Below are 15,335 nucleotides of genomic sequence, written 5' to 3' on the forward strand. Positions count from 1 at the left end.
CTCGCCGGGGGCACTCGGGAAAGGGGCTCGCCTGCGGCGATCGCTATCACTGCCCCGTTCCCGGGTGCCGCTATTGAACCGGTCTCGTCGCTGCACTCGGACCCGCGTGCCCCTTCGGGTCGCTATGCTCACGCTCTCCGGGTGCCATTTTCCGTTGAGGCGATGCGCCCTTGGCGCACGCCTGGTCGGGGCCCTGCGGCCTCGGGAAGATTGCGCTAGAGGCAGAGAGTAAGAGTGCGGGCTGGGTTTTTCCGTGACGGGTTACAAGCTGTGAGAGAGGCTCGTGGCGCCCGTCGCGGAGACCCGCGATGTCAAACCCTACTGCTTACGCGCGCGCCGGCCAGGACCGGGCGAACCTCTATAACGAAATCACCGACAGGATCATTGCCGAGCTTGAGGCCGGACGTGTCCCCTGGGTTCAGCCTTGGGGTACGGCCGCGGCGAAAGCTCCGCTGGCCATGCCGAAAAACGCGTCGACCAACAGGCAATACAGTGGTGTGAACATCCTCATCCTCTGGGGAGCCGTGATCGAACGCGGATTTACCGGTCAAAGTTGGCTCACCTTCCGCCAGGCGCTCTCGCTTGGTAGTCACGTTCGCAAGGGAGAGCGCGGCACCAGCGTTGTCTACGCGGATCGTTTCGTGCCGAATGACGAAAAGCAACGCGCCGCTGAGACCGGCGAGGACGCGCAGGCAATTCCATTCCTCAAACGATTTACCGTTTTCAACATCGATCAGTGTGAGGAACTGCCCGATGGCATCGCCGCCGCTGCGCCGCCCCCGCCGGCTGGCCTCATCGAACCCAGGGTCGACGCCCTGATCAAGGCCAGCGGAATTCCATTTCGGATCGGTGGAGATCGCGCATTCTACGCAACAGCCGAAGACTATGTTCAGGTCCCGCCGCCGCAGGCCTATTTCGAACCCATCAACTGGCACCGTACGGCCTTGCATGAACTCGGTCATGCGACCGGGCACCCCTCGCGTCTCAATCGCGACCAGAGCGGATCCTACGGTACCAAGAAATATGCCTTCGAAGAACTGGTTGCCGAGTTGAGTTCCGCATTCAGCTGCGCATCGCTCGGGATCGTCCCGACCGTGCGCCATGCCGACTATATCGGCTCCTGGCTTGAAGTCCTGCGCGAAGACAATCGGGCCATCGTGCGTGCCGCTTCGCAGGCGAGCAAGGCCGCGGACTATTTGCTCGGCTTCGTTCCCGGGCCCATTGAGCCCGCGTCGCTGGATTCGGTTGTGGCCGATCATGAGGCGGCGTGATGCTTGGCCTCGTGGCCGCGCGAGAGTGAGAGGAGGGGAGGCCGTTTGCGACGGGTTGGTAGCCGAGAGAGAGTCTTTCGGCCGCCCGTCGTGGAGAGCCAAGATGACGAAAGCCGTTTAAAAGATCACGCTGTCGCCTTCCCGAGACATTCCCTTCAACAAGCTCGTACTCAGCCAGTCGAACGTTCGCCGCGTCAAGGCCGGTGTCTCGATCGAGCAGCTAGCCGAGAGCATCGCGCAGCGTACGCTTCTGCAAAGTCTGAGTGTCCGGGCCGTCGTTGATACAGATGGCAACGAGACCGGCATGTTCGAGGTGCCCGCGGGCGGCAGGCACTATCGCGCTCTCGAGCTCCTGGTGAAACAGAAGCGCATGGCGAAGACGCAAGCGGTGCCATGCGTCGTTCGCGAAGGGGGCATCGCCGAGGACGATTCGGTGGCGGAGAACGATGAGCGGGTCGGCCTGCATCCGCTTGATCAGTTTCGGGCCTTTCAGATCCTCCGCGACCTCGGCATGAGCGAAGAAGACATTGCCGCCCGGCACTTCGTGAACCCTGCGATCGTCAAGCAGCGGCTGCGGCTGGCGTCGGTGTCGCCGAAGCTGCATGAGGTCTATGCCAAAGAAGGCATGACGCTCGAGCAGCTCATGGCGTTCTCGGTCACAGCCGATCACGCCCGCCAGGAGCAAGTCTGGGAGAACGTCAGCCGTTCTGGTTATGACGAACCTTACCAGATCCGCCGGCTGCTCACCGAGAACACCGTGCGCGGGTCCGATCGCCGGGCGCAGTTTGTGGGCCTCGATACCTATCAGCACGCGGGTGGCGGTGTTCTGCGGGATTTATTCGAGCACGACGACGGCGGCTGGCTGCAGGACGTCGTGTTGCTCGACCGCCTCGTAACCAAAAAGCTCAAAGCCGAAGCTGAGGCGATTGCGGCCGAAGGCTGGAAGTGGATCTCCGTCGCCGTAGAATTCTCCTACGGTCACACTCAGGGCCTAAGAGAAATCGAAGGCAAACCCGTCGATCTCTCGCCTGAGGAGCAGGCCACCATCGATGCTCTCACCGCCGAGCAGGCTAAACTTGAGTCCGATTGCCAGGATTGCCATGAATTGCCCGACGAGGTCGATCAGCGTCTCGGCGAAATCGAGTCGGCACTGAGTGACATCATGGAGCGGGATGGCACAGCCGTCCCGCGGTAGCGCGGGGACCGATGCACAGCGCCGGTCCCCATTCTTCTGAGCGAGGCTTGAGAGGGAGAGCCGGGCCGGGACGGGTTTGAGCCGTCGGGGTCAAAGGAGAGCGCCTGGCGGTTCGACCCCTTCCTGCTCTCCGAAAGAACCCTGCCATGACCGAATCTCTCGCCGGCGGCGCTGCCGCCGCGCCGCTTTCGTTGCGCGCCACTGCAACTTTCACCTCCGCCGCTGTCAGGGCCGCGCGACAGCTCCTGACCGAGCTCGAACTCGGCCGGCGCATCGATGCCGCTGTTCTGCGTAGCGCCATGGAGGCTGCCTTCGGCGCCTCCGACGCGGCCGGCGCCTGGAACTGGAAGACCGCCTATGACGTCTGCGAGGCGGCAACCGTTCTGTTTCTTCGCAAGTTCGGACCGGCCATACGGGCCAGGGCTGGCTCGACGGCTGCCATGCTGCCGATGCTAGCGAAAGTCGCGAACTGCCTGCCGACCCACACGCGGCGTTCCGAGGACAGCCAGGCGCTTCAGCAATTCTCGACGCCCATTCCGCTGGGACTGGTCGCATGCTCTGCAGCCGGCATTACATCGGTCGATCGCGTTCTGGAGCCTTCCGCGGGGACCGGCTTGCTCGCCTTCTTTGCAGAGCTCGCCGGGGGCGCCTTGATCTTGAACGAGTTGGCCGAGACCCGGGCGGGGTTGCTCGAGCATCTATTCGCGGGCGTTAACGTCACGCGGTTCGATGCTGCTCAGATCGATGACCACCTCGACGTGAGTGTCGCGCCGAGCGTCGTTCTGATGAACCCGCCGTTCTCCGCGGTGGCGAATGTCGATCGACGGATGGCGGATGCGGCTCTTCGTCACATCACTTCAGCGCTCGCGCGTCTTTGCGACGGTGGACGCCTCGTCGCCATCACTGGCGCCAGCTTCGCGCCGGATAACCCAGCATGGCGAGTCGCCTTTGTGCGGCTGCAGGAACGCGGGCGGGTGGTGTTTTCTGCGGCGATCGACGGCGCCGTTTACGCCAAGCACGGGACTCAGACGGACACAAGGCTGCTTGTGATCGACAAGCTGCCTGCTGCCGATCCGACGGCTTTTCTTGCCTCGCCAGGAATGGCGGCCGATGTCGCTACCTTGCTTGGTTGGGTGACCAAGCATGTGCGTCCGAGGTTGCCCGTCGCCACGCCATCGGAGGTCGCTGCTATCGAACGGCCAGCGATGTCGCGACCGACCAGCGCCGTCGCACCGCGCTCATCGTCTTCTTCAATAGCCGCTGCACCAGAAGGCGTCGAACTTGCGTACGAGGCGGTCGAATGGTCGCCGCCGGAAGGTGCTCGGCTTACCGACGCGCTTTATGAGGAATACGGACTGCAATCGATCCGTATTCCCGGATCGTGCGCACACCCGACCAAACTCGTGCAGTCGGCGGCGATGGCCTCCGTTGCGCCGCCGAAGCCGTCCTACCGGCCGCACCTGCCTTCGAGCTTGGTGGCAGATGGAATTCTGTCGGACGCGCAGCTCGAGAGCATCACCTATGCCGGCGAAGCGCATTCTGAGTTTCTCGCTGGCTTCTGGACGAGCGACGCGACCTTTGACGTCGTGGCTGCAGCTCACGACGATGCAGAGAATGCCGTCCGCTTTCGCCGAGGCTGGTTCTTGGGCGATGGCACCGGCGCTGGCAAGGGGCGGCAGGTCGCAGGGATCCTGCTCGACAACTGGCTCAAGGGCCGCCACCGCGCGGTCTGGATCAGCAAGTCCGACAAACTCATCGAGGACGCGCAGCGCGACTGGTCCGCACTCGGCATGGAGCGATTGCTCGTTACGCCGCTGTCGCGGTTTCGCCAGGGCACCCCGATCCGGCTTTCGGATGGCATCCTATTTACCACCTACGCCGCGCTACGGAACGATGAGTGGGGCGAAAAGCTTTCGCGTGTCAGGCAGATCGTCGAATGGTTGGGCTCCGACTTCGACGGAGTGATCGTCTTCGACGAGAGCCACGCCATGCAGAATGCGGTCGGGGGCAAGGGCGAGCGCGGCGACCAGGCGGCCTCTCAGCAGGGGCGCGCGGGCCTGAGGCTTCAGCACGCCTTGCCGAATGCACGCGTGGTTTATGTGTCGGCGACGGGCGCCACCACGGTTCATAACCTCGCTTATGCCCAACGCCTCGGCCTTTGGGGCGGCGCCGACTTCCCGTTTGCCACGCGTGCCGAGTTCGTCGAAGCGATCGAGGAGGGCGGCGTCGCGGCCATGGAGGTGCTGGCACGCGACCTCAAGGCGCTCGGTCTCTATGCGGCTCGCTCGCTCTCTTATGAGGGCGTCGAGTACGATCTCGTCGAGCACAAGCTGACGCCGGAGCAGGTCCGTATCTACGATGCCTATGCCAAGGCGTTCGGTATCATCCATAACAATCTCGACGCCGCGATGCGAGCGGCCAACATTACCGGCGAAACTGGGACGCTGAACGGGCAGGCCAAATCCGCCGCCCGCTCCGCCTTCGAGAGCGCCAAGCAGCGCTTCTTTGGGCATCTCCTGACATCGATGAAGACGCCGTCGCTGATCCGATCGATCGAGAAAGATCTTGAGGCTGGACACGCCGCGGTCATCCAGATCGTGTCGACGGGAGAAGCACTGATGGCGCGCCGGCTCGCCGAGATCCCGACTGAAGAATGGGGCGACGTCCAGGTCGACATCACCCCGCGCGAGTATGTCCTCGACTATCTCGCCCATTCCTTCCCGGTGCAGCTCTACGAGCCCTTTAGCGACTCGGAAGGCAACCTCTGCTCCCGACCTGTCTATCGCGACGGCCAGCCGGTCGAGAGCCGCGAAGCCGTCGCGCGCCGCGACCGTTTGATTGAGAAGCTCGCCTCATTGCCGCCGGTACCTGGCGCGCTGGATCAGGTCGTGCAGCGCTTTGGCACCGACATGGTCGCCGAGGTGACCGGCCGCTCGCGCCGCATCGTTCGCAAGGGCGACCGGCTGGTGGTCGAAAACCGAGCCGGCTCGGCGAACCTCGCGGAGACCTCGGCCTTCATGGATGACGTCAAGCGCATCCTCGTGTTCTCCGACGCGGGCGGTACGGGAAGGAGCTACCACGCGGAACTGTCGGCCCGGAATCGCCGGTTGCGGGTCCATTACCTACTCGAGCCCGGCTGGAAGGCCGACGCCGCGATCCAGGGCCTCGGCCGCACCAACCGAATCAACCAGGCGCAGCCACCGCTATTTCGCCCGATTGCGACCGACGTGAAGGCCGAAAAGCGCTTTCTCAGCACCATTGCCCGCCGGCTCGACACCTTGGGGGCCATTACGCGCGGCCAGCGCCAGACCGGAGGGCAGGGCCTGTTCCGGCCCGAGGACAACCTCGAGAGCCAGTACGGACGTGATGCGTTGCGTCAGCTCTACACGCTGCTCGCGCGAGGCAAGGTCGAGGGATGCACGCTTGAGAGGTTTGAGGATGCGACCGGCCTGAAGCTGATGGATACCAATGGGCTCAGGGATGACCTGCCGCCGATCACGACCTTCCTGAACAGGTTGCTGGCCCTTACCATCGACCTTCAGAATGTCCTGTTCACTGCCTTCGAGCAGCTGTTGAGTGCTCGGATCGAGGGCGCGGTCGCGTCCGGCATCTACGACGTCGGGCTGGAAACGCTACGCGCCGAAAGCTTTGTCGTCACCGACCGGCGGACGATCTATGTCCATTCGGGCACGGGCGCCGAGACCCGGCTGCTCACGATCACCCAACGTCAGCGCAATCATCCGGTGAGTCTGGATGACGCTTTTGCTCATCTTTCCGATCGTCAGGCTGTCCCGTTGATCAATGAACGCTCGGGGCGAGCTGCGGTGCAGGTCGCGGCGGCGAGCGTCATGCTCGATGACGGCGAAATTGAGCGGCGCGTCAGCCTGATCCGGCCGATGGAGCAGCACAGGGTCCCCCTAAGCATGATGACGGAAAGCCATTGGCTCGAAGCGGACCGTGAGCGCTTCGCTGCGGCCTGGCTGGCGGAGCTTGCTGAGATCCCAGCGTTCACCGAAAGCACGATCCACGTTGTGGCAGGCTTGCTGTTACCCATCTGGAAGCAGCTGCCGAACGAATCGACCCGCGTCTATCGGCTTCAGACCGATGCGGGCGAACGCATCATCGGCCGCAAGGTCTCTGCGATCTGGGTCGCAAGCGTCCTTGCGGCGGGCGCACCCGCACTGACCCCGGACGCTGCCTTTGCCGCGCTGATGGAGGGACGAACTGTCCTCGATCTCGCGGAGGAGCTCCAGCTTCGCCGCGTCCGGGTCATGGGCGCATACCGCATCGAATTGTCCGGCTTCAACGATACGATGCGCGATCGCCTCCGGGCTTACGGCCTCTTTGGGGAGATCATCTCCTGGAAGCTGCGCATGTTCGTGCCGACGGACACAAGCGGCATCGAGATCCTGTCGAAGGTGCTCGACAGCTATCCGATTGTGCGCATTGGTGATCGGGAGGCCGCGTGATGTCCCGCGATGCCTCCGAACTGGCAGACCGGCTCGCCCGCGAGGCCGAGGCGGTGTGCCGACACTATCTCTCCAATGGCAAGCGGGCGGGGCGGTACTGGCTGGTCGGCGACGTCCACAACACGCCGGGCCGCTCGCTCTTCGTGCGCCTCCAGGAATCGGCGAAGGGCCCCGCCGGCAAGTGGACCGATGCCGCAACCGGGGAACATGGCGATCTCCTCGACATCATCCGCGAAAGCCGGGGCTTGCATGATTTCCGCGAGGTGGCCGAAGAGGCGAGGCGCTTTCTGAAACTACCTCGTCCCGAGCAGCAATCGGCTCCGAAAGCTGTTCGTTCGTCAGCGCCGGCCGGATCACAAGAGGCGGCACGTCGGCTCTTTGCGATGTCCAGCCCGATTGAAGGGACGGTAGCCGAGACGTACTTGCAGCGTCGCGGAATAGCCAACGTCCACCATGGTGGCAGCCTCCGCTTCCATCCTCGTTGCTACTATCGGCCGGACGAGCATCTACCGACCGAAACCTGGCCGGCGATGATTGCCTCCGTCACGGACCTCGAGGGAAGGATGACTGGTGTGCACCGCACCTGGCTCGATCCAGACGGTTTTGATCGCATACGGCTTGGAAAGGCTCCGATCGACACGCCACGGCGGGCCATGGGCGACCTGCTCGGCAACGCCGTTCGCTTCGGTGTGGTGGACGACGTGCTTGCGGCCGGCGAGGGGATCGAGACCATGCTGTCGCTGCGCTACGTGCTGCCGACCTTGCCCATGACCGCTGCGCTCTCGGCCAATCACCTCTCTGCAATGTTGCTGCCATCGAGCCTGCGTCGTCTCTATATCGCCCGCGATGCCGACGCCGCTGGCGATGCCGTACAGGCCATTCTCACCCAGCGCGCGGCAGACGCCGGCGTTGAAGCGATTGCATTGTCGCCTCGGTCCGGTGACTTCAACGAAGATCTGCACATCTTCGGGCTTGAGCCCCTCCGAGCAGCGTTGCGACTTCAACTCGTACCAGAAGACGTCGTTCGCTTCCTGCATTCGTGGACGTAGCTGCGGAATAGCTCCGGTGTTCGATCGACGTTCATCGGTCGGCTATCGCGAGACCAATGCCGGAAGAGGACGCGACCACGGCCTTCTAGAGGGCGATCGGACGGCAAGCGGCTCGGGCCGGCAATGGCTGCGACCGGCTATTTTCCGCCGCGCGCCGGCAATCGGAAGACACGTTATCTATCTGGGCGGCGCGCTTTGCATCGCGAAGCAAAATAGCCGGCCTCCGCCATCCTCCGCTGCCGCTTCGGCCCTCCGCGCCGCTCCGGGTTCTGGCCCGCTCCGCCCGCCGTCTGAGTGATCGCCACGAAGGCCGCGATGGGCGCGGCCGATCCGGCAAAGGACTCTCCGCCATGACCGATCACGACGACATCGAACCACCGCACACCTCTTCTCCAACTGACAACGTCCTCACCGAACTGCAGCTCTTCGGCTACCGCCCATTCGACGACCAGCCCGATCCACGACCGCTCCCTGAAGGCAAAATCGTCGCCGGGGCCGTTGCCGATATCTTCGACGCCCTGGTCGCGACGTTGAGCGACACACGCCTCGAGCCGGACCTTGACGATCTGCTTTGGTCGACCGTCAACCTGTTTCATCGAGCCGTCGATCGCATTCAACGCCAACTGGACGATAACGAACGGACGCAGCAGAAAAGCCAACGCGAACAGAATGGCTCCGAAGTGCAATCGGTCGAACTCGAGCGTGTCACGGCCGAAGGCATCACGTTGATCGAGCGCCGCAATTGCCTGGAACTCTTCCGTGACCAGGCCATCGAGCGGTTTGAGACACACACCGGCTCATTCTGGCGCCCCCGATCGGGATCGCTGGTGAACCACCGCACGCTGACCGCAGCGATGATCGACTCCCGCGACTTCGTCGCGGCCAAGCGCCGAGCCGAGACGGAGGTCATGCTGCCGTCAGGGCCGAAGATCGCGCTCACCGGAGGGCTCGACTTCAACGACCACCACCTCATCTGGGATCGTCTTGACAAGATTCACGCCAAGCATCTCGGCATGGTGCTGCTCCATGGCGGCTCACCGAAAGGTGCCGAACTGATCGCCTCCAAATGGGCGGTCACCCGCAAGGTGCCGCAGATCGCTTTCAAGCCCGACTGGACGAAACATGCCAAGGCAGCACCGTTCAAGCGCAACGATGCCATGCTCGAACTCCTGCCGATCGGCGTCATGCACTTCCCGGGCACCGGCATCCAGGACAACCTCGCCGACAAGGCGAAGCGGCTCGGCATCCCCGTCTGGAGGTTCCGCGGCGCGTGAGCACCGTCTTCTCGATCCCACGCCTTCGAGGCGGAATTGCCTACGCCGCAACTCCGCCTCCTTCCAGTCTCATATCCAGGCCTGCGCCGCGGTGGTGGTGGAAGGCGCGACTGGTACATCTATGCACATGGAGCCACCACCATGCTCCCCCTTGGGCTTGTTCTCAACACACTTGGCATTGGCCTGTTCTGCTGGGCGATCTTCTCGCTCGCTGTGTATGCCCTGCCATTTTTCGTCGCACTGAGTATCGGGATGACGGCGTTTCAGAGCGGCGCCGGCCTCATTGGCGCGCTGCTTATCGCAACGGCCGGCGGTGCGCTGACGCTCGTCCTCGGCCAGGTTGCCGTTGCTGTTACACGGTCCCCGGCCTTGCGCATCGCGATCGCGACATCATTCGCTGTTCCCGCCGCCGTCGCCGGCTATCATGTGGTGTTCGCGCTATCGCAGATCGGGGTGCCGTCGCTGGTTTGGCGTGAGGCCTTCGCTTGCCTGGGCGCGGTTTGCATTGGCGGCACGGCGTTGACGCGCTTGACCGTTTTTGCCGAGACGCGCCTGTTCAGCCGGCCGGGCTGGTGAAGCAATCGTCTCAATCCGTTCTCACGGTCGCCACGCACGAGGGATGATCCTTCCTCGCCTTCCTCACCTTCAAACAGGTTCACGTAGATCGGCGCGTTGAACGCGGGGTCAGCGTGATTAGAGCGAGAGGTAGTCGCGCCCCTCTTCGGTGCGCTTCGACCAAGTCGGTCCAATTGAGTCCGGCCCACGTAGATGCGGTGGTGCGGCGCGCAGCCCCTCGATCGTTCTATCGGGGACGATACCGCCTTTTGCGGCAGATTGTTTCTATTTCTCCTCCGAAACGTTTCAACCTCTTGTGCAGTTCAACCGAGATTCGGCAAGTCTTCTCCCGAGATCGCGGTTCAGCACGCGGACGCACGTGGCCTCTTTGATGGCTTGATCTGGCCGAAGACCGGCTTCGCCTCGATCGTCTGAGCCGCAACGCCGTTGATGCGACTTTCTTCCCCTGGGCTTACGCCCATTCCTCGCGAGGCAAGAAAGTCGCAACAACGGCGTCCTCCGCTGCGCTTCGGCCCGCGAGCGGGTGCGTCGCCGATCGTCCTCGGCCTGTCCATCGCCATCGAGGCCGCGGTGGTCGCGGGCTCGAAACACAACAGGAGAAGTGACATGGCTAACATCGGTTCTTTCAAGAAGGTCGGCAACGATTTCCAGGGCGAGATCGTCACCCTGAGCCTGCAAGCTAAGGGCGTCCGCATCGTCGCCGAAACCAACCGCTCGAACGAGAACGCGCCCAGCCACCGCATCTACGTGGGCCGGGCCGAGATCGGCGCAGCGTGGTCGAAGCGTTCCGAAGAGGGGCGCGACTACCTCTCGCTCAAGCTCGATGACCCCTCGTTCAACGCGCCGATCTACGCGAACCTCTTCGACGACGAAGGCGGCGAAGGCTACACGCTCTTGTGGTCGCGGCCGCGCAAGAACGGCGAGTAAGCTCGCTCAATCAAGCCCCGCCCGAACAGATCGGGCGGGGCTTCCTAAAGCCCGCCCTCAGTCCGTGCATCGCGCATCGAGCCGTGCAGCTCTTACCTAGCTCGCTTGCCGCGTTTTCAGCCGCAACACTGCATTCGTCCGCGTCGCAAACGCCCCAGGGGCCGGCCCGGAGGGGCATAGCGTGCGATTTGCAGCTCAATCACCGCCGCTTGCCAGGTTTTGGCCGTTCGTCTCGTGCCTCTTCATCTGGGAGGACTAGATCGACATGACTAACGCCCAACGTGCTGGCGAGCTCAAATAGAGTGACGACAGTTGGATTGCGACGGCCACGCTCTAAGTCACTGATATACTGTTGGGTAAATCCGGACACTTCGGCGAATTTCTCCTGCGTGAAGCGCTTCTGCTTCCGTAGTCTTGCGAAATTCCGACCAAGCAACTTGCGCATGTCCATCGGCGCAAATTGCGTCTTTACATACTATGAGGTTTATCTCCTATAGTATGTATTTCGACCTGAGGACCACCGCATTTGGTCCAAAGACGCGCCGGTACTCGACGCGTCATATGCGGCCGAACTGCCGTTTGACGGCGATTTAGAAGTGCGGGCCTAGGCAGCCCGGCACCTGTGGCGCTCGATCAATGGACGCTCGCCACGTCCTGCCTTTCATCAACTATCAAAACAGCGGCGCGAGCGCTTGAGTGCTGCGATCCGTGCGCTCGACGCGCACAGCGCGGGCGCTAGCTATCGCGTTATCGCTGAAGCGCTGTTCGGCAAGAAGCGCGTCCCCGATCGCGCCTGGAAGACCCATGATCTGCGTAATCGAGCGATCCGCCTGGTGCAAAGCGGCCTCGCGTTGATGCGCGGTGGTTACCGCAAATTTCTGCGGCCTGGACTCAGGGACGAATGGTCCTTCCGCTCAGGGGTATCGAAAACCACCCCCTCCAAATTCGGCATCCCCCTCCGAGAACTTGCTTCTCCATGATGACCGCACACACGCCGGCGCCGCCATGCGTGGTGCGCTGTCCTCCTGGAGTTCTCAAATGCCCGATCCGATGGCCGGTCTACCCCCGCGCTTCCTGCGTACCCCGGAGGCTGCGCGCTATCTTGGCCTCTCCGGTCGCACGCTAGAGAAGCACCGCACATACGGCACCGGACCGACGTATCGAAAGATTGGCGGACGTGTCGTCTACGCCGTAGATGACCTGAAAGCGTGGGCCGACCTCGGCGCCAAGACGTCGACGTCGGACCCGGGGAAGGGGACCGTGCTGCCGGCCAAGAAGCACCCGGTGCTGCGCCCGTATGCGGGCCAGGAACGCCGCTGATCGCCGCGTGAAGGCAGTGACCATGCGGCGCAAACACCATTCCGAGCTGGATCAGCTTGAGCTCTTTCGGGCGCTGCCCGGCGATCTCGCGCCCCGCGACGCGCAGGATCTGATGGCTTATCCGTTCTTCTCGCTGGCAAAGACCAAACGGATCGTGCCGATCGATTTCCGTGCCGGTGCGATCGCAATTCGGGTCGAGGCTGTGCCCAAACACGGCATGGCGACCATCTGGGATGCAGACGTTCTGATCTGGGCCGCTTCCCAGATCGTCGAAGCCCGTGACGCCGGCCTGAAGACGTCGCGCCTGATGGCTGCTACGCCTTACGAGATTTTGACGTTCGTCGGCCGTGGCACCAGCGCGCGTGACTATGACCGGCTGAAGGCGGGTCTCGACAGACTGCAGTCAACGACCGTGCTGACGTCGATCCGCCAGCCAACAGAACGGCGGCGGCATCGGTTCTCCTGGATCAACGAGTGGAAGGAAACGGCCGATGAAAATGGCCGCCCATTCGGGCTCGAATTGATCCTCCCTGATTGGTTCTATGCGGGCGTCATCGATGACGCGCTCGTGCTGACGATCGACCGCGCCTATTTCGAGCTGACGGGCGGGCTTGAGCGCTGGCTTTATCGCCTTGTGCGCAAGCACGGCGGTCGGCAGGACGGCGGCTGGAGTTTTGATCTTGTGCATCTCCATGCCAAGTCCGGCATCCTCTCGCCGCTTAAGCACTTTGCTTACGACGTACGTCAAATCGTCCAACGTCAGACATTGCCCGGCTATCAGCTCGTGCTCACACGCGACCGGAACGGTGCCGAGCGGCTCAACTTCGCGCCTAGGCCTGTCGATCCCTTAACGGCACGCCTGCGCCGGCGCGGTTTCATCCCAAATTCGGAGGACAACCTGTGAATCAACTCGTGCTATCGGGGACCGCAACCCTCGTGCTATCGGGGACCCGATCCTCGTGCTATCGGGGACCAGAATCAAGCCTAAGAGCTTGTTTCTCCGCGCTTTCCGGCCGCTCTAACTTTACTAACCAGAAATCCTTCGGATTTCTTCTAACGGACGAGACCACAAGCCGCATTCGAGGCGACTGGCAATGGCGGGCCGTCAGTCCTGTTCGCTTTCAGAAGTCGCACACGATCTCCACCAACCCCAAAGCTCACGGCTTCCGGTTCCAGCTTCACGGAGCGGCGGCATGAGCGATCTCACCGAAGTGGAAGTGTTGTGGCTCGAGAAGCGCATCGAAAATCGCATTCGGTTCGGTCGCGTTGTCGAAGAACGGAAGATTGATCGTCACCGGCGTGTCCTGTCATTTGCACCCGGCAGCATCTTTGCGTTCGTCCGTTGGACCTCCAATGACTTTGGCACGATCATTTCGCGGATCGACATATTGCGCGCGGTCGCGGCGGGACAGCGCTGCTCGACCGTGCCGTATGTGAAGCCCGGCGGAGCGATTTTGTTGCGACTCTCAGGTTGGCCAAAAGTAGAACGGGTGCTGCAGATGACCGACTCCATCGAGGCGCTGGGCATCGATCCGGCTGATGTCGCGCCTGATCATTGGCATCACGTTCACAACCGCCTGTCCGTCAACGAAAACCCGCGCTCCTACACGAAAGCCCGCCACCAGGCATGGCTTCACCGGCAGAGGGTGATGCGATGACACCGCGGCTCAACACGTTGACCACTATGCTGTGCGGTGCCGTCGCACTTTTCGCACCAATCGTTCTGGAGATTACGCCGGCCTACATCTGGAATGCATCCGAGAGCGTACCGATCGGGCTCTATCGTGTGCAGCCGGCGGACAAACTATTCGTTACGGAACTCCTCGCGGTGCAGCCACCGGAGCCGCTCGCGATCTTCCTCGACCTGAACGGCTATCTGCCAGCCGGATTGCCGATGCTCAAACGCGTGCTGGCGCTTCACGGGCAGACCGTTTGCCGAAGTGGGCTCACCATTTCGGTTGACGCCATCGAAATGGGCGAAGCCCGAGATCGCGACGGCCGTGGCCGCCCCCTCCCGAACTGGCAGGGCTGCCGCGTCGTCGGAGACGGCGAACTCTTTGTCATGAACTGGCAGTCCACCAGCTCGCTGGATGGCCGCTATTTCGGGCTCCTGCCGGCATCGGCTGTCATTGGCCGAGCGCGGCCGGTGTGGACCTGGGAGGATTGATGGTGCCCGTATTGAGTTTCCGAGCAGCCATTCCTCCGTTCGGCCGAGTGCTGCACCATTCCTCCGTCCCAACCAACGCTTGCGCGGCCGTTGCGCGCAGCAGCGGTCCAGGGCGGCCGAACGGCCAGCGCGAAGCGGCTTTACCCTGGATGGGCGCGAGCACGGCGGCACGCATGCGTTTGTTCGGGGGGAGCCTGCGCGCTGTCGTATTGTTGTTCATTGCGCTGACCGTGAGTAACGCCGCCGCTGTCGCCGAGACGCGACCCGCGGAGCCTTCAGCGAGTCATCGAGCTGCCGATCCGTTTGCGGAGTTTGTCGAGCGGGCCTCGCGTCGCTTCGGCGTGCCGGTGCGCTGGATACGCGCAGTCCTGGACGTCGAAAGCGCCCAAGACGTGCGTGCCAGGTCACCGAAAGGTGCCATGGGGCTGATGCAGATAATGCCAAAGACATGGGCAGAGCTACGTCTGCGGTATGACCTTGGCGACGATGCCTACGATCCCCATGACAATATTCTTGCTGGGACAGCGTACCTTCGCGAGCTGCACGACCGGTACGGTTCACTGGGCTTCCTCGCGGCCTACAACGCAGGACCTACTCGCTACGAACAGCATCTCGCCGGCCGTCCATTGCCCGCTGAAACCCAGATCTATCTGCAGAAGCTAGTGCCGATCATCGGTGGCGCCATTGTAGGTTCCGGTGCAGTTGCAAGTCTGCGGCCATCGGGGGGAGCGCTCTTCGTTGCGCGGTCTGAAAGTTCAAGGACCGCCGCCCGGCTGCAGCTTGGGCGCCCAACGAACCGAGCTCCAACGGCCGCCTCGGTCCACGACATTTCGGCCATTGCGCCACAGACAACAGGATTGTTCGTCCTGAGATCTGACGCGGGAGGCTCGCGATGACCGAATGCGCAAGCTCGCATGCATTAGCGCGGCCTGGAGAAGACTGGGCGGAAAGGCGCGCGCAGTGGGGAGGCATGGCAGTATGCGTCCGGGGGCTGCACATGACGTCGGGCCTTGACGTGCCTAACGGCCTCCGGCGGCAATGCACCGACTCAGATAACCCCTACTCCGTGCTGGACTTGGCTATGGCA

13 protein-coding genes and 1 pseudogene are annotated in these 15,335 nt (G+C 62.9%); 13 read left to right on the top strand and 1 reads right to left on the bottom strand.

What is annotated here, in order from left to right:
* The first annotated feature begins 308 nt into the window (after nucleotides 1–308).
* The 7 genes and pseudogenes from A3AS_RS0111160 (at nucleotide 309) to A3AS_RS0111190 (ending at nucleotide 10,761) form a co-directional block, all read left to right on the top strand.
* Nucleotides 309–1,271: an ArdC family protein gene (locus A3AS_RS0111160; protein WP_018317673.1), complete on the top strand. Its 963-nt coding sequence runs from the start codon at nucleotides 309–311 to the stop codon at nucleotides 1,269–1,271.
* A 124-nt stretch (nucleotides 1,272–1,395) separates the two neighbouring features.
* A pseudogene (locus A3AS_RS0111165) lies at nucleotides 1,396–2,442 on the top strand (ParB/RepB/Spo0J family partition protein); the annotation flags it as partial.
* Nucleotides 2,443–2,612: 170 nt separating this feature from the next.
* Nucleotides 2,613–6,935 carry a strawberry notch-like NTP hydrolase domain-containing protein gene (locus tag A3AS_RS0111170; RefSeq protein ID WP_018317674.1) on the top strand — a complete coding sequence of 1,441 codons (4,323 nt, stop codon included), beginning with the start codon at nucleotides 2,613–2,615 and terminating at the stop codon, nucleotides 6,933–6,935.
* Nucleotides 6,935–7,984, top strand: a complete 1,050-nt coding sequence (locus A3AS_RS0111175) for a toprim domain-containing protein (RefSeq protein WP_018317675.1) — start codon at nucleotides 6,935–6,937, stop codon at nucleotides 7,982–7,984. Before A3AS_RS0111170 ends, A3AS_RS0111175 begins: the two co-directional genes overlap by 1 nt.
* 350 nt (nucleotides 7,985–8,334) lie before the next feature.
* Nucleotides 8,335–9,258, top strand: coding sequence for a DUF2493 domain-containing protein (locus A3AS_RS0111180; RefSeq protein WP_018317676.1), 924 nt, complete (start codon nucleotides 8,335–8,337; stop codon nucleotides 9,256–9,258).
* A gap of 36 nt (nucleotides 9,259–9,294) precedes the next feature.
* Nucleotides 9,295–9,834, top strand: coding sequence for a hypothetical protein (locus A3AS_RS0111185; protein WP_245283184.1), 540 nt, complete (start codon nucleotides 9,295–9,297; stop codon nucleotides 9,832–9,834).
* A 606-nt stretch (nucleotides 9,835–10,440) separates the two neighbouring features.
* Nucleotides 10,441–10,761 carry a DUF736 domain-containing protein gene (locus tag A3AS_RS0111190; RefSeq protein ID WP_018317677.1) on the top strand — a complete coding sequence of 107 codons (321 nt, stop codon included), beginning with the start codon at nucleotides 10,441–10,443 and terminating at the stop codon, nucleotides 10,759–10,761.
* Nucleotides 10,762–10,960: 199 nt separating this feature from the next.
* Here A3AS_RS0111190 and A3AS_RS0111195 read toward each other — a convergent pair whose 3' ends face one another.
* Entirely contained in the window at nucleotides 10,961–11,212 is a 252-nt protein-coding gene (locus tag A3AS_RS0111195; protein WP_018317678.1) for a helix-turn-helix domain-containing protein, read from the bottom strand.
* A 169-nt stretch (nucleotides 11,213–11,381) separates the two neighbouring features.
* Here A3AS_RS0111195 and A3AS_RS44950 point away from each other — a divergent pair, with 169 nt between their 5' ends.
* The 6 genes from A3AS_RS44950 to A3AS_RS0111225 all read left to right on the top strand — a co-directional run bounded on the left by A3AS_RS44950 (nucleotide 11,382) and on the right by A3AS_RS0111225 (nucleotide 15,144).
* On the top strand, nucleotides 11,382–11,741 hold the full coding sequence (locus A3AS_RS44950) for a DUF2285 domain-containing protein (RefSeq protein WP_256375082.1): 360 nt from the start codon (nucleotides 11,382–11,384) through the stop codon (nucleotides 11,739–11,741).
* Between the two features lie 58 nt (nucleotides 11,742–11,799).
* Entirely contained in the window at nucleotides 11,800–12,081 is a 282-nt protein-coding gene (locus tag A3AS_RS0111205; protein WP_007594540.1) for an AlpA family transcriptional regulator, read from the top strand.
* A 22-nt stretch (nucleotides 12,082–12,103) separates the two neighbouring features.
* Entirely contained in the window at nucleotides 12,104–12,985 is an 882-nt protein-coding gene (locus A3AS_RS0111210; protein ID WP_026201893.1) for a replication initiator protein A, read from the top strand.
* Between the two features lie 289 nt (nucleotides 12,986–13,274).
* Nucleotides 13,275–13,739 (top strand): DUF2840 domain-containing protein, encoded by a 465-nt coding sequence (locus A3AS_RS0111215; RefSeq protein ID WP_018317681.1) that lies wholly within the window; start codon nucleotides 13,275–13,277, stop codon nucleotides 13,737–13,739.
* Nucleotides 13,736–14,248 (top strand): S26 family signal peptidase, encoded by a 513-nt coding sequence (locus tag A3AS_RS0111220; protein WP_018317682.1) that lies wholly within the window; start codon nucleotides 13,736–13,738, stop codon nucleotides 14,246–14,248. Before A3AS_RS0111215 ends, A3AS_RS0111220 begins: the two co-directional genes overlap by 4 nt.
* Nucleotides 14,248–15,144 carry a lytic transglycosylase domain-containing protein gene (locus tag A3AS_RS0111225; RefSeq protein WP_245283185.1) on the top strand — a complete coding sequence of 299 codons (897 nt, stop codon included), beginning with the start codon at nucleotides 14,248–14,250 and terminating at the stop codon, nucleotides 15,142–15,144. Before A3AS_RS0111220 ends, A3AS_RS0111225 begins: the two co-directional genes overlap by 1 nt.
* Nucleotides 15,145–15,335: the final 191 nt, after the last annotated feature.

The sequence above is a fragment of the Bradyrhizobium sp. WSM2793 genome, assembly GCF_000379585.1.
GTDB lineage: Bacteria > Pseudomonadota > Alphaproteobacteria > Rhizobiales > Xanthobacteraceae > Bradyrhizobium.